Consider the following 22,645-nt stretch of genomic DNA (forward strand, 5'->3'; position numbering starts at 1 on the left):
TGATTTTTATGAATAAAAAATAACATAACTATGTTAATTATTGGTTGTTGTTTTTCTGCGGGCACAGGCTGGCGAGAGATAATGCGGTTTTATAAACAAACGGCGCATTGTTTCTTAACGGAATATTAATTATGAGACTTATCCGAGCAGGAAAGAGAGTGTCATAGCAAAAATGCTGCTATATGATGAGCCAATCTATTATCGGATAAGATATTAAGAAATATGGAAATTTCGATTAATAAATCTAATTATTTAAAAGGGATTGCCATCATTCTGATGTTAATCCACCACCTGTTTGCCTACCCAAGCCGTATTAGCCCGGATATCCCGGTTTATCATATGATTAACAGCGTCGATATTGAGATGTTTGTTGGTCTGTTCGGCAAGATTTGCGTGTCGATGTTCCTGTTTTTATCCGGTTACGGGTTCTCGCTAAAAAAAGAAGTTACGTTTAAATATATCTGGGGCAAGCTGAAGAACTTATATATCAGCTACTGGATAGTGCTGTTTATCTTTGTGCCGATTGGCATCATTTTCTTTCCGGGCGAAAGATATTCCCTGTCGCCGTCGCTGTTTTTCGAAAACCTGATGGGCATAAAATCCACTTATAACAGCGAGTGGTGGTTCTTTAAACTTTACGTTTTATATGTGCTTTCTCTGCCGCTGTTGTCGCGCTTGAATATCGGCCCGTTACTGGGGCTGTTGTTTCTGGCGGCACTGTGCGGCAAGGGGTTGCAGTATGTCGGCTGGGCGCCAGAAGTGTTGATCGAATATTGCACCTGGTTGCTGCCGTTTGGCTTCGGCATGGTGTTTGGCCGTAGCCAGAAAATGCCGCCGAACTCGTGGCTGGTGAAACTGATTGCTATCCTGGGCCGTACCCATCCGCTGATCTTGCTGATGGTGACGGTGGCGGTATTTATCGTCGCCCATAATCCTGGGCTGCTGCTGGTGACGCCGCTGTTTATTATTGCGCTGATGAATACGGCAGAGGGCCTGGGCAGTTGGGTGAACCGGGTGGTGGGCGAGTTGGGCAAGCATTCGATGTACATGTGGCTGACCCACAGTTTCTATTGCTATTACTTCACTCAAAAGCTGATCTTTGCGCCGCGCTATACGCCGCTGATCCTGCTGTTGTTAATTGCCGTATCCTACCTGACCAGCCTGGTGCTGAGCAGGATTGAGTTGGCTATCAAGGGCGGGGTGACGGAGAGGGTGCGATCCCAGTAGGGGCGCTGCATGCTGCGCCCGTTATTACCGCGGGCGCAGTAGCAAGATTAAAGCGTCTTCAGCATGGTGACTTCGCAGTCGACGTGGCCGGTGGTGCCCATCGGCTGGTCGATATGCTCAAAGCCCAAATGCTCATACAGGCCGATGGCCTGGGTCAGACTGGCGGTGGTTTCTAAATAACAACAGCGGAAGCCCTGTTGACGGGCGAACTCCAGTGCCTGCAGCGCCAGGCGTTTTGCCAGGCCCTGGCCGCGTAAAACCGGCAGGAAATACATTTTCTGCAATTCGCAAATATCTACTTCACCGCCCTGCAGCGGCGCTACACCGCCACCCCCGGCAATCTGGCCGTCGACTTCTATCACCCAATAAGCGCTGCGAGGCAGGCTATAAAGCTGATACAAGACGTCCAGATTGGGGTCGGAAACGGTATAGCCTTTGTCCGCCGTCAAACCGTGCTCGGCGGAGACTTCGCGAATGACATTGGCAATAGCGGCATTATCGTCAGCCGTTATTGGGCGCACCAGAAGACGTACTGGGGTTGCTGTTGTCATGTTTACACTCGCCATAAGAAGAACCTTAGTGGTTCCGAAATTTCATTTTTGTTGCAGACAAAAACGCGCCGGGTTTATAACCCGGCGGCGTCCATGCAATGTTATACCTTGTAATAACATCTTAAGCGGGCCAGATGCAACGGCGATAAAAAAACAGCGGGGAAATCCCCGCTGTTTTCAGCTGTTGCAGTGAACCGACAGATTACAGCGCGGCGATGGTCGCCTGCTGTTCCTGCAGCTTCACTTTGCCTTCTTTGCAGGCGGTCAGACGTTCGCGCTCTTTGGCGACCACGGCTTCTGGCGCGCGCGCCACAAACCCTTCGTTAGACAGCTTGCCTTCGATCGAGGCGATTTCCGCATCCAGCTTGCCCATCTCTTTCGACAGACGCGCGATCTCGGCGTCCTTATCGATAAAGCCGGCCATAGGGATCAGCAGCTCGGCACCGTCCACCAGTTTGGTGACCGATAACGGGCCTTTGTCACCGGCGGGCAGCAGGGTGATCGACTCCAGACGTGCCAGACGCTGAATAAAGCTCTGGTTCTCCTGCACGCGGCGCTCGGCGTCGGCATTGCAGTTGCGCAGCAGCACTTCCAGCAGTTTGCTCGGGGCAATGTTCATCTCGGCGCGAATGTTACGCACCGCGGTGATCGCCTGCTTGATCCACTCCAGGTCGTTCAGCGCTTGCGTATCTTCCAGCGCGGCGTCGTACTCTGGGAACGGCTGCAGCATGATGGTGTCTGCGGTTTCGCCGGTCAGGGTTTTCACGCGCTGCCAGATGGTTTCGGTAATGAACGGGATCACCGGGTGCGCCAGGCGCAACAGGGCTTCCAGCACGGTGATCAGCGTATGGCGGGTGCCGCGCTGTTCCGCTTCGCTGCCGTTGGTCACGACCGGCTTGGTCAGCTCCAGATACCAGTCACAGAACTGGTTCCAGGTGAATTCGTACAGAATGTTGGCGGCCAGATCGAAGCGGTAGGTATCCAGTGCTTCGCGGTAAGCCTTCACCGTACGGTTGAATTCGGCCAGGATCCAGCGGTCCGCCAGCGACAGCACTTTCTCGCCGCCGTTAAAGCCACAGTCCTGACCTTCAGCGTTCATCAACACAAAGCGGCTGGCGTTCCACAGCTTGTTACAGAAGTTGCGGTAGCCTTCCAGGCGCTTCATGTCCCAGTTAATGTCACGGCCGGTAGAAGCCAGTGCCGCCAGGGTGAAGCGCAGGGCGTCGGTGCCGTGCGGTTCGATGCCGTTCGGGAACTGCTTCTCGGTGCGCTTGCGGATTTTTTCCGCCAGCTGCGGCTGCATCATGTTACCGGTGCGTTTCTCCAGCAGATCTTCCAGCGAGATGCCGTCAACCATGTCCAGCGGGTCGATCACGTTACCTTTCGACTTGGACATCTTCTGCCCTTCGTCGTCGCGGATCAGACCGGTCATGTAGACGGTTTTGAACGGAACCTGTGGCTTGCCGTTTTCATCCTTCATAAAGTGCATGGTCAGCATGATCATGCGTGCAATCCAGAAGAAGATGATATCGAAGCCGCTGACCATCACGCTGGTCGGGTGGAAGGTTTTCAGCGCATCGGTCTGCTCTGGCCAGCCCAGGGTGGAGAAGGTCCACAGGCCGGAAGAGAACCAGGTATCCAGCACGTCTTCGTCCTGGTTCAGCACCACTTCCGGGCCCAGGTTATTCTCGCTACGCACTTCTTCTTCGCTGCGGCCAACATAGACTTTGCCGTTCACGTCGTACCAGGCCGGGATACGGTGACCCCACCACAACTGACGTGAGATACACCAGTCCTGAATGTCGCGCATCCAGCTGAAGTACATGTTTTCGTACTGCTTCGGCACGAACTGGATCTCGCCTTGCTCAACCGCTTCCACCGCCACTTTCGCCAGCGGAGCGGTACGCACGTACCATTGGTCGGTCAGCATAGGTTCGATCACCACGCCGCCGCGGTCGCCGTAAGGCACCGTCAGGTCGTGTGGCTTGATTTCTTCCAGCAGGCCCAATTCTTCAAAGGCAGCCACTACCGCTTTACGCGCCGCGAAGCGCTCCAGGCCACGGAACTGGGCCGGGATCTCGTTGCAGTAGTCGGTGCAGATTTCGCCGAGGGTGTTGAACACTTCCGCTTCCTGACGGATATCGCCATCGAAAGTCAGGATGTTGATCATCGTCAGGCCGTGACGTTTACCAACTTCGTAGTCGTTAAAGTCGTGCGCCGGGGTGATTTTCACGCAGCCGGTGCCTTTTTCCATATCGGCGTGTTCGTCACCGACAATGCGGATACGGCGGCCAACCAGCGGCAGAAGGATTTCTTTGCCGATCAAATCCTTGTAGCGCGGATCTTCCGGGTTCACCGCTACGCCGGTATCACCGAGCACGGTTTCCGGACGGGTGGTGGCGACCACCAGATAATCTTTGCCTTCGGCGGTTTTAGCACCGTCGGCCAGCGGGTAACGCAGGTGCCACATGGAGCCTTTGGACTCGCGGTTTTCCACTTCCAGATCGGAGATGGCGGTGCGCAGTTTCGGATCCCAGTTCACCAGGCGCTTGCCACGGTAGATCAGATCTTCTTTGTGCAGACGAACAAACACTTCACGTACCGCGTTGGACAGGCCTTCGTCCATGGTGAAGCGCTCGCGCTCCCAGTCCACGGAGTTGCCCAGACGGCGCATCTGACGGGTGATGGTGCCGCCGGATTCTGCCTTCCACTGCCAGATTTTGTCGATGAACGCATCGCGGCCATAGTCATGGCGGGTTTTGTTTTCTTCTGCGGCGATCTTGCGCTCAACCACCATCTGGGTGGCGATACCGGCATGGTCGGTACCCGCCTGCCACAGGGTGTTTTTGCCCTGCATGCGCTGGTAACGGATCATGGTGTCCATGATGGTCTGCTGGAAGGCGTGGCCCATGTGCAGGCTGCCGGTGACGTTCGGCGGCGGGATCATGATGCAGAAGCTTTCCTGGCTGGTATCACCATTTGGCTTGAAGTAACCCTGGTTTTCCCAGTGATCGTACAGCTTCTGTTCGATCTCTTTCGGGTCGTAGGCGGTATCGAGGTGACTGTTTGTCTTTTCCATTTTATATCGTTGTTCAGTGAGTTGGCGGCGTGGCCGTGGTCAAATGGAAGCCGACGCTGCGATAAGCTTTATATCGGTCGCGCGCCAACTGTTTTAAGGTGTCTTCGTATGGGACGAAGTCTACCACTTCATGGAAAGCAGTAGCAAAATCTGCAAACTGCGGCAGCAGGGCGATCAGCAGGTCACGCGGGGAGTTGCCGCGTTTGCCGGGCCAGCACAGTTCGACCGGGGCGCCGTAATGCGGGCCTTCACCGGCCAGGTTGTGCGGCACGAACTGGTGCGGATCGCGCTGCCATAGCGCTTCGTCCAACCGCTCGGCCTGTTCCTGGCTCTCGCAGGCGATCAACACCCGCTTGCCGGAACGGAAGCCGGTGGCGGCAACGGCGCAGGCCACGGCCTCATGCGCGCTGAGCGCACCTGCGGGTTCCGCGTGTTCGATTAGATAGAACGTTGCCTGTTTCATGGTCTGATTCACCGCTGCCTATAAAAAGTGTAGGGGCACAGCATGCTGTGCCCCTCGGGATTATACCTGAATTACCACTCAGATTTAATCGTCGCCGTTCAGCCCTGCACGGTTCAGCAAGAACTGCGACAACAAGGCAACCGGACGACCGGTGGCCCCTTTGGCCTTGCCGGAACGCCAGGCGGTGCCGGCGATATCCAGGTGTGCCCAGCTGTACTTGCGGGTAAAGCGCGACAGGAAGCAGGCTGCGGTGATAGCCCCGCCCGGACGGCCACCAATGTTCGCCATATCGGCAAAGTTGGAGTCCAGTTGCTCGTAGTACTCGTCGGACATCGGCAAGCGCCACGCGCGATCGCCTGCCTGTTCGGACGCGCCGATCAGTTCATGCGCCAGCGGGTTGTGGTTCGACATCAGGCCGGTGATGTGGTGGCCCAGCGCGATCACGCAGGCACCGGTCAGGGTGGCAACGTCAATCACCAGCTCCGGATCGAAACGCTCAACGTAGGTCAGGGTGTCGCACAGCACCAGGCGGCCTTCGGCGTCGGTGTTCAACACCTCGACGGTCTGGCCGGACATGGTGGTCAGCACGTCGCCCGGACGATAAGCGCTGCCGCCCGGCATGTTTTCACAGCCGGCCAGCACGCCGATCACGTTCAGCGGCAGGTTCAGTTCCGCCACCACACGCATCACGCCGTACACGGTGGCAGCGCCACACATGTCGTACTTCATCTCGTCCATGCCATCGGCAGGTTTGATCGAGATGCCGCCGGCATCGAAGGTCAGGCCCTTACCGACGAGCACAATTGGCTTAGCGTCCGGGTTAGGATTGCCCTTATATTCCATCACTGACATCAATGATTCGTTACGCGAACCTGCGCCAACCGCCAGATAGGCGTTCATCCCCAGCTCTTTCATCTGCTGTTCGCCGATGACGCGGGTGGTGATGTTGGTGCTGAAGGCGTCTGCCAGTTGGCGAGCCTGTGAGGCCAGGTAACCGGCGTTACAGATGTTCGGCGGCATGTTGCCGAGATCTTTCGCCGCTTTAATGCCGGAAGACACCGCCAGACCGTGCTGGATCGCACGTTCACCGCTGGTGAGCTCACGACGGGTCGGCACGTTGAACACCATCTTGCGCAGCGGACGACGTGGCTCCACTTTGTTGCTTTTCAGCTGATCGAAGGTGTAGAGCGTTTCTTTCGCGGTTTCCACCGCCTGACGCACCTTCCAGTAAGTGTTGCGGCCTTTCACGTGCAGCTCGGTCAGGAAGCAGACCGCTTCCATGGAGCCGGTATCGTTAAGGGTATTGATGGTTTTTTGAATCACCTGTTTGTACTGGCGTTCATCGAGCTCGCGCTCTTTGCCACAGCCAATTAACAGGATGCGTTCGGAGAGAATGTTAGGTACATGGTGCAGCAGTAACGTCTGCCCGACTTTACCTTCCAGTTCGCCACGGCGCAGCAAAGCGCTGATATAACCATCACTGATTTTGTCGAGTTGTTCTGCGATAGGGGACAAGCGGCGCGGTTCAAAAACGCCGACTACAATACAGGCACTGCGCTGTTTTTCCGGGCTACCGCTTTTTACACTGAACTCCATGCACTCTCCTGAATCTTAAAGACAAAGGCAGGCGCTACGGCTAGAATGACGCACTCCGTAACGATCTCCCGCCATTGAGTTAACGAGTTATGTTAACCTGAACGGCGTAAATTGCTCTGTTTTGGCGACTATAAGCAAGTTCCTATAGGACACCCAAATGCTAGATGTTGTAATACTATTTTAGCTGTGTTGGTTGCCATATGATGAGAATAAATGGCGGATTAGCGATGAAACTATCGATTTTCCTGCAAAAAGACAAGTTTTCACAGGCGTAATAAGCGTGATCATCATAAGATATCTGGTACGGGAAACGCTAAAGAGCCAAATCGCGATCTTGTTCATCCTGCTTCTGATCTTCTTTTGTCAGAATTTAGTCAGGGTGTTAGGCGATGCGGTGGACGGCGATGTCCCGACAAATTTAGTTCTCTCTTTGCTCGCATTGGGTGTGCCGAAGATGGCGCAGCTAATCCTGCCGTTAAGCCTGTTTCTTGGCTTATTGATGACGCTTGGGCGGCTGTATACCGACAGCGAAATCACCGTGATGCATGCCTGCGGGCTGGGTAAACGAACCCTGATCATCGCGGCCATGGTATTGGCACTTTTCACCTCCGTTATTGCGGCGGCCAACGTGTTCTGGGTCGGGCCCTGGGCCTCGCGCTATCAGGACGTGGTGGTTTCCGAAGCCAAAGCGAACCCAAGCATTGCCGGGCTGGCAGAAGGGCAGTTCAAGACCTCGCAAGACGGTAACGCAGTGCTGTTTATCGGCAACGTTAAGGGCAGCACCTTCAATAACGTGTTCCTGGCGCAGCTGCGGCCGAACGGCAACCAACGCCCTTCGGTGGTGGTGGCTGAACACGGCAAGATCAACCAGTTGAAAGACGGTTCGCAGGAAGTGACGCTGGACAAGGGCACCCGCTTTGAGGGCACCGCGCTGCTGCGTGACTTCCGCATTACCGATTTCAACGACTATAAAGCGGTGGTCGGCCACCGTGCGGTCGCCGTGGACGGCAACCAGGCCGATCAGATGTCGATGAAGACGCTGCTGAAGTCTGACGACCCGGACGCGCGCGCCGAGTTCCACTGGCGCCTGACGCTGGTGGTGTCTGTAGTGCTGATGGCGTTGCTGGTAGTACCGCTTAGCGTGGTGAACCCGCGTCAGGGCCGCGTGCTGAGCATGCTGCCGGCGATCCTGCTGTATTTGATATTCTTCCTGCTGCAGACCTCGCTGCGTTCCAACGCCGGTAAAGGCAAGTTGGATCCGATGCTGTGGATTTGGCTGGTCAACGCCGTGTACTTTGTTATCGCGCTGGCGCTAAACCTGTGGGATACGGTGCCGATGCGTAAGCTGCGTGCACGCCTGAGAGGAGCAGCCTGATGTTTGGTGTTTTAGACCGATATATCGGTAAGACAATTTTCAACACCATCATCATGACGCTGTTCATGCTGGTGTCGCTTTCCGGCATCATCAAGTTCGTCGACCAGCTGCGCAGAGTGGGCCAGGGTGACTATACGGCGCTGGGCGCCGGGATGTTTACCCTGCTGAGCGTGCCGAAGGACATCGAGATCTTCTTCCCTATGGCGGCCCTGCTGGGTGCCCTGCTTGGCCTGGGGCAACTGGCGACGCGCAGTGAACTGGTGGTTATGCAGGCTTCCGGCTTTACCCGCATGCAGATCGCCGGTTCGGTGATGAAAACCGCCATCCCGCTGGTGCTGTTGACCATGGCGATTGGCGAGTGGGTGGCACCGCAGGGCGACCAGATGGCGCGCAACTACCGCGCACAGCAGATGTACGGCGGCTCGTTGCTTTCCACCAAGAACGGCCTGTGGGCTAAAGACGGCACCGACTTTATCTATATCGAACGCGTTGCGGGCGAGAAAGAGCTTTCCGGCGTGAATATCTACCACTTCAACGACCAGCGCAGGCTGGAGACGGTGCGTTATGCCGCCAGCGCCAGCTTTGAAGACGGCGTGTGGAAGCTTTCGCAGGTGGATACCTCTGACCTGACCAATGAAAAACAGGTCACCGGCACCCAAACCCTGACAGGCGAATGGAAAACCAACCTGACCCCGGACAAGCTGGGCGTGGTGGCGCTGGACCCAACCTCACTCTCCATCAGTGGCCTGCACAACTACGTGAAGTACCTGAAGCAGAGCGGCCAGGAAGCCAACCGCTACCAGTTGAACATGTGGAGCAAGGTGTTCTCGCCGCTTTCCGTTGCGGTGATGATGCTGATGGCACTGTCGTTCATCTTCGGCCCACTGCGCAGCGTGCCGATGGGCGTGCGTGTGGTGACCGGTATCAGCTTCGGGTTCCTGTTCTACGTGCTGGACCAGATATTCGGCCCGCTAAGCCTGGTGTACAACATGCCGCCGGTGCTGGGCGCGTTGCTGCCAAGCATGCTGTTCCTGTTGATCAGCGTGTATATGCTGCTAAAACGCAAGTAGCGGCACTGCAGGCAGTTTAAGAAGGCGTAGCCATTGGTTACGCCTTTTTTGTTTCTGGGGCCTGGTGGGGCGGCTCTTGCTGATATTAATACGTGGGGCACTGCTTACTTCGCCCATAAAACCAGCCAAATGTGACCCCATCGGCGCTTTTTTCAGCACTTAACTCATTGAACAACGGATAAGTGTTGCACGTGGATCGCTGAAAGGTATAATGCATCCGTTTTCCGCATACTACTTGCAGTGCCGAAGTGGCGAAATCGGTAGACGCAGTTGATTCAAAATCAACCGTAGAGATACGTGCCGGTTCGAGTCCGGCCTTCGGCACCATTAGTACAGCGCGAACAAGAAGCCACCGAAAGGTGGTTTTTTTGTGCCTGGAATTTGGCTGCCCCCTTTATTGTTTAAATCCTCTTCGTCTTATCACATTGTTTTATAAACAATGAACTTCATTCGATGTTGTGCTGTTAACCCAACAACAAACTGCCGGCTGCATATGAATATTGCTGTGTTTATATACAGACATGGCATAGGGATGGCCTATTGCCAATCAGGAAGAAGGCAGGGAATAGCATGAAAATTCTTAAGTACGTTTTATGCGAGCGCAATGAAGATTCGATCACAGTAAGAGGGGATCGTGGTGGCGGTAATTTCGGTGATACCACTCATGGTGGTGCAGATAATGGCCGTGACAGTAACTCGGACACTATCAACCGCACTGATAAAACTAATGATACCGAGTTTGCTTCGATTTATGCCGATCTGGAAACTTATGAGGCCAAAATCCCTTACATGTATGTCGATACTAATGGGCATGTTACGGTTGGAATTGGCACCATGCTGCCGTCCGTTGCTGACGCACAACGTTTGGCCTTCAATAAACCCAGCGGGGCTGTTGCGACCGCTGCGGAAATCAAAGCTGAGTTTGAGCGTGTCCAGAGGGCATTTAGCAAAAATAAAGCCGCCACTGCATATCACTCTCCGACGTCTTTGACGTTAACGGAAGACTCAATTAAAGACCTGGTACGTACGCATGTGGATGCCGATCGTATTTCTCTGCACAACCGTTATAGTGATTTCTACGATTTCAGTCAGGGGATCCAGGTTGCCTTACACGATATGGTCTATCAGTTAGGGAGTGCCGGTTTGGGCAAGTACACCAACTTCAATAAAGCGGTGAACAGCAAAAACTGGACTAAAGCGGCCGATGAGTCGAATCGTAAGGATGCCAATAAAGCGCGTAATGATGCGACTAAAAAGGCATTCACAGATGCTCAAACGGTAAAAGATGCTGCCGAATGGCAGCGTGATCGAGCAGCCCGTAGATCCGAACATTAATGTGCATTACTGGCAATACCGCCCCTGTCGGGGCGGTATTTTTATGGGAAGACAATAGCTTCAGTTTCGACACTGTAGCGGCCGTCTTTTTCAGGTTTCAGCAGGAAATAACGTGTACTGCGATAGGTCGCATTCTGCACGCTGTAGCTTTGTTCCACGACATACACCTTTTCCCCATTGGCACTCGTACGACCCGCCCCTAAGAAATCAATCGCATAGTTGCCGGCAATGTTATCGGCCAGGTTAAAGACACCGTCTTTTCTATCTACAAAATGAATAGACGTATCGACTGCTTTCAGGGATTTGCCTGCGCTAACTTGTTTAGCTCTAAGCTTGAGGTCATCGTTACTGATCGCCTGATACATTAAAGCGGGTAACCGCTCCGGCAAGCTGGCTGGCATGCCGATAGCCAACCCTTTTTGACCTGCAGTGAATGAGTCAGCCAGTAAACTGTGATTGATCAGGCAGGCCCCCAGATTTTGCCGAAGCGTATTAAAATCCATCGCATTCCTGGATTGCTCAACCGGTGGCCCGAACTGTTGATATTTTTGGTAAAAGTCGGCGCAGGATGTGGCTTGCAGCTGTTTGTTTCCCGGACCTTTGAAATAAAACTGATCTGAAAAATCGCTGTCTTTGGCGAAAATAGACCGATCAATCTCTGCAGAGGACAACAAGCCTGCTTCAGCGCTGGAGAACCCGAATATTATAAAGGGGACAATCAACCATAACTTCTTCACTTGAGCCATTCCGTGTCCTTCCTTTTCAATAAGATATGTTGATGTAGGGATGATGGTTTGTGTCAGGAAGTAAAGATGCTGTTTTTAACCGTGGTGATAATATTTTATCTTTCAGAGTTGAATATGAACATAATATTAGCACTTTTAGTCTTGGGGTTAGACTGCCGTAGGCAGAGGTTCAAGACTTGAATGCGGTTTCCCGTGATATCAGGGAAGTGGTTAAGAAAACACCCTCGTCATTGCAGCTCCCTGAACGCTCATTTTCTGTTTAAGAGGTACTGGACTAACCGGGAGTGATGATTATCATGTTATCGAGACTACAGACCCAGAGAGCGTGCTATGCAACATATCATTGAAGGTTTCCTCAGCTTCCAGAAAGAGATTTTCCCACAGCGTAAGGAACTCTTCCGCAGCCTTGCCTCCAGCCAGAACCCTAAAGCGCTTTTTATTTCGTGTTCTGACAGCCGCCTGGTACCCGAGCTTGTGACCCAGCAAGAGCCGGGGCAGCTTTTCGTTATCCGTAACGCAGGCAATATCGTTCCTTCCTTTGGCCCGGAACCGGGTGGGGTGTCGGCGACCATTGAATATGCGGTTGTTGCACTGGGCGTCACGGATATCGTGATTTGCGGCCATTCGAACTGCGGTGCCATGAAGGCTATAGCGTCTTGCCAGTGTCTTGACCCGATGCCTGCTGTGGCCCACTGGCTGCACTATGCGGACGCGGCCAAAGCGGTGGTAGAGAAGAAAACGTGGGATAACGAAATCGACAAAGTTAACGCTATGGTCGAAGAGAACGTCATAGCCCAGCTAAACAATATTAAGACTCACCCGTCCGTTGCCGTGGGTCTGCGTAACAACGGCCTGCGTCTGCACGGTTGGGTGTACGACATCGAAAGTGGCGAGATCCGCACGCTGGATAAAAATACGAAGAATTTCGTTTCACTGGCGGATAACCCCGCAGTTCACTTCGAATAAAGTGATGGTTGGCCTTGGCTATCAAATTGAATCCACGTTTCGGCGTGGATTTTTTTATGGGTAGATCTAAAGAATCCTGTCCGCTTTTGATACTCACTAAAAGCCATAGCAGATCCCTCGATATGGCGAGGGCATGATACTTATCTCTACTTTTGTGGAGGCTACGGAATTCCTCATCAGCGCTACGAACCAAGTGAAGTCAGGAAAGTGCTTTGGTGACTATGAAGTGCATTATGAAATCTCGGATTGATGCGCCTCTCACATCCGACGAATTCGATCCAAGTTAGGCGCAGCAGTAGACGGGTATCATCACCGGTTATTACCCCTTCAGTTTCCTGACTATTACAGTACTAATCTTATGAAGGAGGTAAAAAACGGCCAGGGTTCCGATGATGTAAATGAGGCGTTCTGTAACCGTTTCAAAATGGAAGAAGAAGTAGATGCACAGAGCGAGTGCGATAATGAGCATCAATTGAAACAGTACATCGCATAAGAACCTCAAGGCCCGAGTGAATATTCCGGCTTCTTTCATTGTGCATTCTTCTCCAGTAGTTCGAGGATCTTTATAAACTCCCCCTCACCATAACGGTTGCGAACGGTTAATGCTTCAACGAAGGGTTCCATATTCGACTTAATCAGGAAGTAGAGGAAATCCAGGTTACCCGCCTGTCTCAGCTTGTAGTACACAGATGCATTCTCCCTCTCTAACCCCAGCGACTTATAAATACTGTGTTCCAGCAGCCCACCACTGGTAAGGGCAAACCCCACGGAACCGGTGGCCACCTTTGATAAGAATGCCGAACCACCTGCGGCGATAATTTGATTTGCGATGGTTGCGGCAAGAACGCCGCTCGTAAGCATACGTCCTGCGGTTGACGAGAGTATGTCGCGATAGACTTGGTCTTGCATGTCTTTGGGAATATAGCTGGTAAAGGCATCGATGATGATTCGGATGGCGCGTATCATCTGATGATAGTTGAGTATGCCGGACCTGATTGCACCAATAAGACGGATACGTTCAGTCTCCATTCGTCGACGATTACTGGTATCAAATACACTCAATGCCAAATATCCCAGATCAAGTGGCACCGACATTGCGCCATGGGCCAACCCAACAGCAGTCCCTGGAGAGACTGTTACTTTCACTATCCTTTCGGCGATATCAGAGTAGTTCATCCATGTCCCACAATAGTTTCTAACCGACCCGCAGCAGACTTCATGTCAGTTTCTTTGTTTAGCATGGGTGTAACATAACCAACGGGACTGTGGTTTTCAATGAGAAGAACATAAGTGGAAGGTGAACTAACTACCCGATGGAGCAACAGGCCTCTATCATTGCCGATGACTGGTTTCTGAAGAAGTATGGCTACGCCATTTGGCTGGGTGCGATTAACAATGGCGTGAATTTTCAGGGCGTGACGGATAGAAATATAGATAAAAAATACGCGCATACGCTCTCTCAGTTTTTTAAGCAGAGGTAACAGGATGAACCGAACTATTTTCTCAGGAACTCTGGCTTTGTTGCTTACTGGTTGTATGCATATGAACGATCCAAGGCCGAAGAACTACACGGCCAACGTCACTACTGTTGATAATAAGGTCTGTGTGATAGTTCAACCTGAAGGGGATGAACGGCTATCCGGCGTTATTATCGAGGAAATCGGTAACGCCAATCATATCTTTGGCAAGAATTTCACCGATAACAAGATGCCTGCGGTGGCATCGGATAAATGCATTCCTGACTTTAACTACATATTCGAAGACGGAAAGTCTTACGGATTTTCAGTGACCCTGCTGTCGCAAGATAAACGGCGCAATGGCGTTGAGCCTGCCGCCCGGGTGTTCGGCGTTGGGTTTAACGTGCGGGACGAGGACGGGGTAATTAGAGTTATACCCACAGATTGAGAGTTTATGGCTGCTAGATAAAGTCCCGCAGTAAAAAAGCAGGTCATCATAAAATGAGCAAGGGCATTTTTATGAAGAAGCATTCCTGCTTTGCTCGAGCAGTGTAAAAAAAGAAGCGTTAACAAATTCTGCAATCCAGCATAAATATGTGATGCCATAAGCGGTTGGCTGGAACAATCGTATTGCGATCTCTTTAACAGCCTTTGAGCTGTATTTATAGTGAAACAACCTATAAGCTGTATTTTGCATTTACAGCCTGTGGGGTGTAATGTGAATAATACAGCCTATAATCTGTACACAGTGATAAGGCAGCGAGCCGCTATCTATGAATACCGTCTATCCGTTAAAAACACTAAGCCAGCTACGCCCTTTACTGGTGGGTTTTCGTAAAGCAAAAGGTCTGACGCAAAAAGACGTCTCTGAGAGGTTGGGTGTCACTCAGCAGACTTATGCACGCCTGGAGTCAAATCCGGCATCAGCCAGCCTGGAACGTCTGTTTAGGGTGTTTAATGTGCTGGGCATTGAAATGGTGTTTTCTTCCGAGCTTACCTCTCCGGGATGTGAAACCGAGGAAGCTTCTACAGCTCATATAGACTCACCCGCCAGACGGGAACAGTGGTGATGATATGCGTCGTTTGCAACAACGGTTAGCTATCTGGATGAATGGTATCCCAGTGGGATATTGGGAAAAGCACAGAGGTGAGGATCGGCTGGAATATCACCCTGACTGGATTACAGATAGTCAGGGCAGGCCATTGTCGCTTTCTTTGCCTTTCACGCCGGGGAATCAGCCTTATCGCGGTAGCGTAGTACGCGATTATTTCGATAACCTGCTGCCGGATAGTGAAGGGATCCGCCGACGGCTGGCAATGCGTTATCATGCCGAAAGTCTGGATCCCTTTGATTTACTGGCTGAGCTTGGCCGCGATTGCGTTGGCGCTATACAGCTTCTTGATATTGACGAGCAACCCGCCCAGATCTTTTCCATAAGGCAGCGCCCGCTTTCAGAAGCGCAAATTGCCGAGATGCTTCGCAATACTGCCGCGGTGTTACCGGGACAACATGGCCAGGATGACGATCTGCGTTTATCCATCGCCGGAGCTCAGGAAAAAACAGCGCTGTTGTGGCATGACAATCAGTGGTGTTTGCCTGAGGGAAATACGCCGACCACGCATATTTTCAAATTAGCGCTGGGGCTGGTGGGAAATATGCGGGCTGATATGAGCACATCCATCGAGAATGAGTGGCTATGTTCTCTCATTCTTGAACACTATGGAGTGCCTGTCGCAAGAACGGTTATTGCGCAGTTTGAAGATCAAAAAGCGCTGATCGTGGAGCGTTTTGACAGGAAGCTATCGAGTGATAGGCAGTGGTGGATCCGTCTGCCACAAGAGGATATGTGTCAGGCTCTGGGCGTTTCACCTCTGAGAAAATATCAGTCAGATCGTGGCCCTGGTATTACCGATATTATGGACGTTCTGAGCCGTTCAGATCAGGCTGCAGCAGATCGTAGACACTTTTTCAAAGCGCAGATTATTTTTTGGCTACTGGCTGCCACCGATGGCCATGCAAAGAATTTCAGTCTTGCGCATTTACCACAAAATCGTTACCACCTGACGCCACTGTATGATGTGTTATCTGCGTGGCCAGTGATTGGCCCGGGTAATAGCCAAATAGCCTGGCAGAAGTGCAAGCTGGCAATGGCCGTTCGCGGGAGCAGTAACCATTACCTCATTAGTCAGATCCGACGCCACCACTGGATAAAACAGGGTGAAATAACCGGGTTAGGCCAACAGGAGGTTGAATTTATTATTGAAGAGCTCCTTGCGGAGACTCCGGGAGTCATTGATCGTGTCACTGGGTTGCTGCCTGATTCGTTTCCACCAGAATTAGCAGCCTGCATTTTTGATGGTATGAAGCAGCAGTGCGTGCGGTTGGCTGGGGGATGAAATGTTGCGTCCAGTATCAATCAATATAGGGATTATTCCACTGATTACAGTACAGCATTGTCTTTCATTTCGGTTGACCATCAGTCAATCAGATAGGTAATATTCCACTTGCTAAATATAGGTTAAATACTTAACAATTCTAATTAATACGGGATTCTAGAATGAATAATAATTTAGAAAATGATCTTGTAAATGAACCTGATGCGACCCGGTTAATCTTTGGTCTCAGAGACACTGGGTACAACGTTAAGACTGCATCAGCTGATATTATCGACAACTCGATTGCTGCAGATGCGGATCAGATAAGTATCGACATTATTTTGCATGATGACGGACGAAAAAAAGTTTATTTCGGTGATAATGGGAAAGGTATGAACGCCGAAGGTATCCATAAGGCTATGCGTTATGGAGCTGCTGAGCGAGAAAATCCGGAAAGTTTAGGAAAATTCGGACTTGGCCTGAAGACAGCTTCTAGCTCTGCTTGTCTTAAGTATACCTTGATTTCGAGAGACTCAAATAGTCAAAATCTGACCAAACTTGCTTGGGATTTAGAGCATGTCGCAGCGCGCGATGCGTGGGAGATGCTTAATGAGCCAATCACTGCAGATGAACAAGAAATGTTTAGTGAGTTATGTGGTGAAACAGGAACGCTTCTCATCTGGGAAAAGTGTGACAGAATTTTAACAAAGGAGTATGAACCTGGTAGTACCAACGAAAAGAATGCTATCAATAGGCTAATCTCAAGCATAACTAAGCATGTTTCACTAGTTTATCACCGATTTTTAGACAAACAAGATGTTCGTGAACGCAATATTGATATATTCATTGGTGGCGTAGCTGTAGAACCATGGAATCCGTTTTATCCAAGTAAGGCAGAACAGGTTCTGCAGGAAAAGTTTCAAAATCTTGAGGTAGAGCTACCTGATAATTCAGTCGATATTGCGAATATGAAAGCATGGATCCTTCCTCACAGTAGGGACATGACTGATGATGAGAAGGCTCAGGCACGCATATCGAACAAGGCCCAAGGCTTTTACATATATCGTGAAGGTCGCCTAATTCAATATGGTGGCTGGATGGGGGTCTTTGGTGTTATTGAACCTCATAGTTCTTTATTGCGTATTGAATTTGACTTCGGCCATAAACTGGATGACGCATTTCACATTGATGTGAAAAAATCTCGAATTTTGTTTCATCCTGATCTTATTGAGGGCTTAGAAAGAATCCTAAAACCTATCTACAGAGAAGCGAAAAATCGCTATCGTAGGAAGAATTCCCAACAAGTAAACTCTCAAGTAATTGATCATTCTAGTTCCAATAAAAATATTGCTGGTACGGAAAATGCCGAAAAACCGAAAGTAACATCTGTTGATCAAAAAACGCAATCAGCTTTCATATCCAACAATTTTGGGCCAAAAATCAAGCTTCGTGTGCCGGTCCAAAGCCATGTAAATACTGAAACTGTTTATGTTGAGGCAGTGGAAGATATAACTTCTGGTGAGCTTTGGCAGCCCGCACTTCGTAGTCCTAATGAAAGCGGTTATGTGCCAGCTGTATTACTTAATAAGCATCATGACTTCTACCAGAAGATCTATAAACGGGCAGCGGCGAATGGGTATGCAGTTGAAGGAATGGATATACTTTTGTGGGCTTTTGCAGTGGCAGAGCAGAATAATACCAACGAAGAACTAGAGCCAATTTTTGAAGATATCCGTTCAGAGATTTCGAATAACCTTCGAAAGCTCCTACGTAATGTCCCAGACCCAGAACCAAGTGAACTGACCGCTGAAGAAGATTGAGATGCTTACAGAAAAGAAGCAACTGATTGTAAGAGAATTGGAAGAAGGTACTGGTGCGAGGATCGCTGCTGCGGTTGATCTTAGTGGATTGCGTAGTGGTCTTCGAATCTGGTTTGACGATCTGGACGAGAACCACGGTCCCCTAGCAGAACTCCGTCCCTATGGGTTAAAGGGACATCGTATAGATTTAACTTTCGGAAAGTTTTCTGGAGTGGTACTAAGACAAATTCAAAATGCGTCTTCGGAAGACATTCAGTTGGCTCGTGCGTTAGTAGCTTCGATTCGTAAGGATATTGTGGTTCTAGTCTCTGGGCAAAATATTACTGAGTGGAGTGTCTCAAACGGTACTTTCCGGATGACAGCAAAAATTCGAGATCTTGAACAACCATTAGAAGATGCATCGGTTATTGCCACTTGTCATGATGTTATTGTACCAATGATGGCAGCCATGGCTGAACTCATAGGATACGACGTCATTGATGAACCTTCAGATAATGAAATCCCTATTTTTGAGGGGGGAATCTCGCAATCAGTAGTGAAACGTAGAGAGCGAAATCCACGTAATCGGCTCCTATGCATTCGCATTTATGGTGAGAAATGCGTGATCTGCGGGTGTGAACCAAGGCGGGTGTATGGAGAGGCTGGCTCTATCATAGAAGTTCATCACCTAGAACCTTTGGCTTCGCTTACAGAACCGCGACCTTACGATCCTCGTGTCGATCTAGTGCCTATTTGTCCAAACTGCCATCGTGCGGTTCATTCAAGGCGTCCATATCCCTTTGGGATCGAGGAGCTCAGAAGTTTGATGAAGGTGACACTGTTATGACCGATTTTACACACTTGCCGCATACTATAGAGGAACTTAGAAAAGTTGCTCCTGAAGGTTTCACTATTTCTGAACGTCTCCTCGATCCGATCATTATCATCAGCAAGTCTGAAATGAATACCGTGGTGCAACTTGCGGGAATGCGTGTTGTTAGGGGAGCCAAAAGTATTTTTAGGGCGCCAACTATTTATCATTCATGGGTGGTAGATGGAACTATAATTCGCCCTCTTCCGCGGGATGCTGTGTACTTATTCTCAGATATAATGAAAGGTTCTGATCCTGAAAATATTTCCTACAGTTTTGCAATTCAACTTTTGCGCAGAAAAGATTATGCAATAGGCATTGAACCTGACGAAATTTTTCTCAAGGCAGGTCAGATCACGGCTAATGATTTTAGCGAAGAAATTAAAATACCAGGCCTGACAGCTACGCTTTTCCCTTATCAAGCACGTGGTGTTGGCTGGATGTGGGAAACGCTTTACCATACGGGAGGAATTATTCTTGCAGATGAAATGGGTCTTGGGAAAACTATCCAAATAATTGCATTGTTGTTAATTGAACCACCTGATAATGAAGCGCCAGCACTGATTGTGTGTCCAACTAGTTTAATTGCAAACTGGGTCAGAGAGTTTTCTCGTTTTGCAAAAAATATATCTGTGATGGTTCATCGCGGGCCAGAAAGAACTGGAATCTATAGTGGACTTCAACGAGCAAATGTCGTAATTACTACTTATGATACGATGGTTAATGATATTTCTTTATTTTCTTCTTTCGAATGGTCATGGGTGATCTGTGATGAAGCACAGGCCATAAAAAATCCAGATTCGAAGAGGCGTCAAGCTATAGCTAAGATACCACGTCGACGAACTATCCCAATGACGGGCACTCCAGTAGAAAATAGGCTGTTAGATCTTTGGTCATTGACTGATTTTGCAATCCCAGGGTTGCTTGGGAAACGTGATGAGTTTGAATTAAATTACCCTGATAGTATTGAATCCGCCCAAGCGGTTGGTTGCTTCACTGATCCCATAATATTAAAGCGCAGGGTTGCGGATGTTGCTAGTGATCTTCCTGAAAGACTCGATATTGATGTTCCACTTGAGTTGGACGAACAGTTATCAAATGATTATTTGTATGTCCGCGAAACTACTTTTGCAAATTACCCTATTGCTGGGGCGTTGGTTGCTACGCTTCAATTACAGTTATTCTGTGCACATCCTTGGCTCCGGCAGCAAAATTGTGAGAGTGACCTAAATGGAGATAATGCGGAAATTATACGTTCGCATACATCTCCTTTTATCACTCCTAAAATGGAACGGACAATTACTCTTCTCGAAGAAGCATTTTTGAATGGGAAAAAAGTTATAGTTTTTTCTATTTTTAACAGGATAGGAGACTTATTGAGAGAGGCCTTTGTAGATTACTCAATGGTTTATTGGGGGGCGATTAATGGCAGCACTCCTCAGGATATACGACAGAAGATAATCGACGAGTTCTCGGCTAGTGATTGTCCGGGATGTTTGATCCTTAATCCAAAAGCCGCCGGTGCAGGCCTAAATATCACGGCTGCAACAGTAGTTATTCATTTTACACCCGTATGGAATCCTGCATTGGAAGCGCAAGCAAGCGCTAGAGCTCATCGTCGAGGTCAAACACAGCCAGTCACTATCTTCCGACTTTTCTACAAAGATACTGTTGAGGAAATAATGATCGAGCGTTCACAGTGGAAAAGCGAACTAGCGAATGAAAGCATTCCTGTTTCTACCAGGGATGCCATAGATCTCAAACGTGCGCTAGAAATATCTCCAAGGAGTATATAATGAAAAAAATATTCAGTAAGGTACTTAGTGCAAATGATGTAGGCACTACAGGAGCTCATCAGGCGGGAATATTGGTTCCAAAAACCAACTCGGAACTACTTACTTTTCTGCCTTTTCTTGATCCATCCATTAAAAATCCGGATGCATGGATAGAAGTGATTGATGAAAATGGAATAGGGAGAAAATTTCGGTTTGTTTATTATAATAATAAAATTCATGATCCTAAAGGAACTAGGAATGAATACCGAATAACGCATATGACAAATTACTTTAGAGATGTAAATGCTAAAGAAAATGATACTTTTGAAATATCAAAAGAAATGAACTCAACGCACTACACTATTAGAGTTATAAATAAAAATAATGATCTTAGTGTAGTTGAAGATAAGGAAGTAAGTGTTAGAATAAAAATAAGAACCAGTTGGCGCCGTGTTCATTAGTTTTTGTCTTTATTTTACTCTATAAGAGTGGTGTTGCATACTTTAAATTAATGTATTATGTTGCGTTTCGGTTCGTGGTTATAACATTGTTTGTTATGTATGGGGCAATCGGCAGCAAGAGTGGGGTGCTAATTTTTGTTGCCGATTAAGTTAAGTTTCATATAACTATTAGTGAAATATTAAAAACTGGATAATATTTTTATAAATCTATACATTATTATGTAATTTTATTTTATTTATAAATGAATAAATGCTCGTTAGTTGTTGTTGAGAGCCTTCTGGGTATGTTTCCCAAATAGGTAAAGGAATAATCAACTGTAGTGATTTATTTTTCATTTCAAATAATTGATTGACACTGATGCTAGGTTGAATAGTTACCAAATATTTAGTTGTAACACGATCACCTTCGGCCAGAACCTGACGCCAACGATCTTTGCATGTTGTTTTCGCACCTAGTAGAAACAGCTTTTCTTCAGGGAAGTTATCGTCGAGATAAGCCTTGAAAGAAGGGAATAGAAAATCAGGTTTTGAACGATTCTCTGTAGTGTTTTTTGATGAACCCTTCTCAAATTGCAAGCCATGCAGTTTAAAAAGATGGCTCAGATGATTCTCGAAAGCAAAACCTACGCGCGACTTTCTACGATTTTGGACGCTCAACGAAAAACCAACAAATGCGTCAACATCACCACCATCATCCCCAAAACCTTGCAGTAATCGTGCACGGACTAAATGTCGTTCATAGGTTCTAAACAGATGTTCTTCTTCTGTCAGCCAGACCATCAACGCATCATCTGGGTCTTCAAGAGGGGCTGCAGGTTTACGTGAGCGAGCAAGCTCGGAGAACTCGTTGGATTTGGGTAGGCCGTTTGGATAACGTTCGAGCAAAAATGCCAATAGTTCCTCATCACCTTCCTGCCCTGGTTCAAAGGTGACACCAAGTTGTTCGAGCAGCATTTGCACGGGGAGTGGAAGTTTTTTATTTCCAATTTTCGAGGGCTGAAAGCTTTCATTTAGCTCGTCAGTCAGTCCGAATAGGTTTCGAAGCTGTGCTTCTATATTGGTGCCTGCTGGTGAAAAACACATAAGGAGAGTGCCATTCTCTTGTAGTGCTATTAGAAAAAAGTCACCTTCCTGGAGAAGCTCTGTGACAGAATTATCATGGTAATAAAGACGATATTCAGGTGAACGTGTAGGTGAGCGGCGACGAGAGTCATACCAAGTGACACGATCATCCACAATAAGTGGGTCTTCCATTTCATCATTGAAATAGACCATCTTACAGGCGAATTCAAACGTTTCAGTTTTCCCCGGTTTACCCAGCACTTCTCCAAACCCCACTTTAACCAATCCACCGATCTCATGCTGGTTTGAACGGGACGAGTCTGCATCAACAGCACTCAAATGTTTCCCGGCCGCGACATGAAAAATGTCCCTTAGTATCTGATTCATAGTAATTTTCCGGTTATAGAATAAGCAGTGGATCTACATGCACTAGAGT

Annotated in this window: 20 protein-coding genes and 1 tRNA gene; 14 read left to right on the forward strand and 7 right to left on the reverse strand. The window is 49.2% G+C overall.

Annotation, left to right across the window (positions count from 1 at the left end):
- Positions 1–222 precede the first annotated feature (222 nt).
- On the forward strand, positions 223–1,227 hold the full coding sequence (locus tag FCL49_RS14480; RefSeq protein ID WP_174354111.1) for an acyltransferase family protein: 1,005 nt from the start codon (positions 223–225) through the stop codon (positions 1,225–1,227).
- A gap of 47 nt (positions 1,228–1,274) precedes the next feature.
- Here the strand turns inward: FCL49_RS14480 and FCL49_RS14485 are convergent, their stop codons facing one another.
- From FCL49_RS14485 to pepA, 4 genes are all read right to left on the reverse strand, one after another.
- Positions 1,275–1,778, reverse strand: a complete 504-nt coding sequence (locus FCL49_RS14485) for a GNAT family N-acetyltransferase (protein ID WP_174354112.1) — start codon at positions 1,776–1,778, stop codon at positions 1,275–1,277.
- Positions 1,779–1,980: 202 nt separating this feature from the next.
- A complete protein-coding gene (locus tag FCL49_RS14490) occupies positions 1,981–4,857 on the reverse strand; it encodes a valine--tRNA ligase (protein WP_174354113.1) in 2,877 nt (958 codons plus the stop codon).
- A 13-nt stretch (positions 4,858–4,870) separates the two neighbouring features.
- Positions 4,871–5,320 carry a DNA polymerase III subunit chi gene (locus FCL49_RS14495; protein ID WP_174354114.1) on the reverse strand — a complete coding sequence of 150 codons (450 nt, stop codon included), beginning with the start codon at positions 5,318–5,320 and terminating at the stop codon, positions 4,871–4,873.
- Positions 5,321–5,404: 84 nt separating this feature from the next.
- Complete coding sequence (pepA, locus tag FCL49_RS14500) at positions 5,405–6,916, reverse strand: leucyl aminopeptidase (protein ID WP_037424420.1); 1,512 nt, start codon at positions 6,914–6,916, stop codon at positions 5,405–5,407.
- A 280-nt stretch (positions 6,917–7,196) separates the two neighbouring features.
- Here pepA and lptF point away from each other — a divergent pair, with 280 nt between their 5' ends.
- The 4 genes from lptF to FCL49_RS14520 all read left to right on the forward strand — a co-directional run bounded on the left by lptF (position 7,197) and on the right by FCL49_RS14520 (position 10,696).
- Positions 7,197–8,291, forward strand: coding sequence for an LPS export ABC transporter permease LptF (lptF, locus tag FCL49_RS14505; RefSeq protein WP_174354115.1), 1,095 nt, complete (start codon positions 7,197–7,199; stop codon positions 8,289–8,291).
- Positions 8,291–9,361, forward strand: coding sequence for an LPS export ABC transporter permease LptG (gene lptG / locus FCL49_RS14510; RefSeq protein ID WP_135314927.1), 1,071 nt, complete (start codon positions 8,291–8,293; stop codon positions 9,359–9,361). Before lptF ends, lptG begins: the two co-directional genes overlap by 1 nt.
- Before the next feature lie 242 nt (positions 9,362–9,603).
- A tRNA-Leu gene (locus FCL49_RS14515) sits at positions 9,604–9,688 on the forward strand.
- A gap of 243 nt (positions 9,689–9,931) precedes the next feature.
- Positions 9,932–10,696: a glycoside hydrolase family protein gene (locus FCL49_RS14520; protein ID WP_167796599.1), complete on the forward strand. Its 765-nt coding sequence runs from the start codon at positions 9,932–9,934 to the stop codon at positions 10,694–10,696.
- A gap of 41 nt (positions 10,697–10,737) precedes the next feature.
- Here the strand turns inward: FCL49_RS14520 and FCL49_RS14525 are convergent, their stop codons facing one another.
- Positions 10,738–11,442 carry a hypothetical protein gene (locus tag FCL49_RS14525; protein WP_174354116.1) on the reverse strand — a complete coding sequence of 235 codons (705 nt, stop codon included), beginning with the start codon at positions 11,440–11,442 and terminating at the stop codon, positions 10,738–10,740.
- 330 nt (positions 11,443–11,772) lie between these two features.
- On the opposite strand from FCL49_RS14525, the gene FCL49_RS14530 reads away from it, so the two are divergent.
- The gene (locus tag FCL49_RS14530; protein ID WP_017891468.1) at positions 11,773–12,408 is read left to right on the forward strand and encodes a carbonic anhydrase; all 636 of its coding nucleotides are present in this window, start codon (positions 11,773–11,775) and stop codon (positions 12,406–12,408) included.
- A gap of 528 nt (positions 12,409–12,936) precedes the next feature.
- On the opposite strand, the gene FCL49_RS14535 is transcribed toward FCL49_RS14530, so the two are convergent.
- Positions 12,937–13,584, reverse strand: coding sequence for a hypothetical protein (locus tag FCL49_RS14535; protein ID WP_174354117.1), 648 nt, complete (start codon positions 13,582–13,584; stop codon positions 12,937–12,939).
- A 137-nt stretch (positions 13,585–13,721) separates the two neighbouring features.
- On the opposite strand from FCL49_RS14535, the gene FCL49_RS14540 reads away from it, so the two are divergent.
- The 8 genes from FCL49_RS14540 to FCL49_RS14575 all read left to right on the forward strand — a co-directional run bounded on the left by FCL49_RS14540 (position 13,722) and on the right by FCL49_RS14575 (position 21,147).
- A complete protein-coding gene (locus FCL49_RS14540) occupies positions 13,722–13,889 on the forward strand; it encodes a hypothetical protein (RefSeq protein WP_174354118.1) in 168 nt (55 codons plus the stop codon).
- A gap of 4 nt (positions 13,890–13,893) precedes the next feature.
- Complete coding sequence (locus tag FCL49_RS14545) at positions 13,894–14,313, forward strand: putative T6SS immunity periplasmic lipoprotein (protein WP_174354119.1); 420 nt, start codon at positions 13,894–13,896, stop codon at positions 14,311–14,313.
- Between the two features lie 325 nt (positions 14,314–14,638).
- Positions 14,639–14,935 carry a helix-turn-helix transcriptional regulator gene (locus FCL49_RS14550; protein ID WP_130382573.1) on the forward strand — a complete coding sequence of 99 codons (297 nt, stop codon included), beginning with the start codon at positions 14,639–14,641 and terminating at the stop codon, positions 14,933–14,935.
- A gap of 4 nt (positions 14,936–14,939) precedes the next feature.
- Positions 14,940–16,262, forward strand: coding sequence for a type II toxin-antitoxin system HipA family toxin (locus tag FCL49_RS14555; protein ID WP_174354120.1), 1,323 nt, complete (start codon positions 14,940–14,942; stop codon positions 16,260–16,262).
- Positions 16,263–16,423: 161 nt separating this feature from the next.
- Positions 16,424–18,061, forward strand: coding sequence for an ATP-binding protein (locus FCL49_RS14560; protein ID WP_174354121.1), 1,638 nt, complete (start codon positions 16,424–16,426; stop codon positions 18,059–18,061).
- Position 18,062: 1 nt separating this feature from the next.
- Positions 18,063–18,887 (forward strand): HNH endonuclease, encoded by an 825-nt coding sequence (locus tag FCL49_RS14565; protein WP_174354122.1) that lies wholly within the window; start codon positions 18,063–18,065, stop codon positions 18,885–18,887.
- Entirely contained in the window at positions 18,884–20,707 is a 1,824-nt protein-coding gene (locus FCL49_RS14570; protein WP_174354123.1) for a DEAD/DEAH box helicase, read from the forward strand. The genes FCL49_RS14565 and FCL49_RS14570 overlap by 4 nt, the downstream gene beginning before the upstream one ends.
- On the forward strand, positions 20,707–21,147 hold the full coding sequence (locus tag FCL49_RS14575; protein WP_174354124.1) for an EcoRII N-terminal effector-binding domain-containing protein: 441 nt from the start codon (positions 20,707–20,709) through the stop codon (positions 21,145–21,147). Before FCL49_RS14570 ends, FCL49_RS14575 begins: the two co-directional genes overlap by 1 nt.
- Before the next feature lie 207 nt (positions 21,148–21,354).
- Here FCL49_RS14575 and FCL49_RS14580 read toward each other — a convergent pair whose 3' ends face one another.
- The gene (locus tag FCL49_RS14580; protein ID WP_174354125.1) at positions 21,355–22,596 is read right to left on the reverse strand and encodes a type II restriction endonuclease; all 1,242 of its coding nucleotides are present in this window, start codon (positions 22,594–22,596) and stop codon (positions 21,355–21,357) included.
- Between the last annotated feature and the right edge of the window lie 49 nt (positions 22,597–22,645).

The sequence above is a fragment of the Serratia proteamaculans genome (assembly GCF_013337185.1).
In the GTDB taxonomy this organism is placed as follows: domain Bacteria; phylum Pseudomonadota; class Gammaproteobacteria; order Enterobacterales; family Enterobacteriaceae; genus Serratia; species Serratia proteamaculans_D.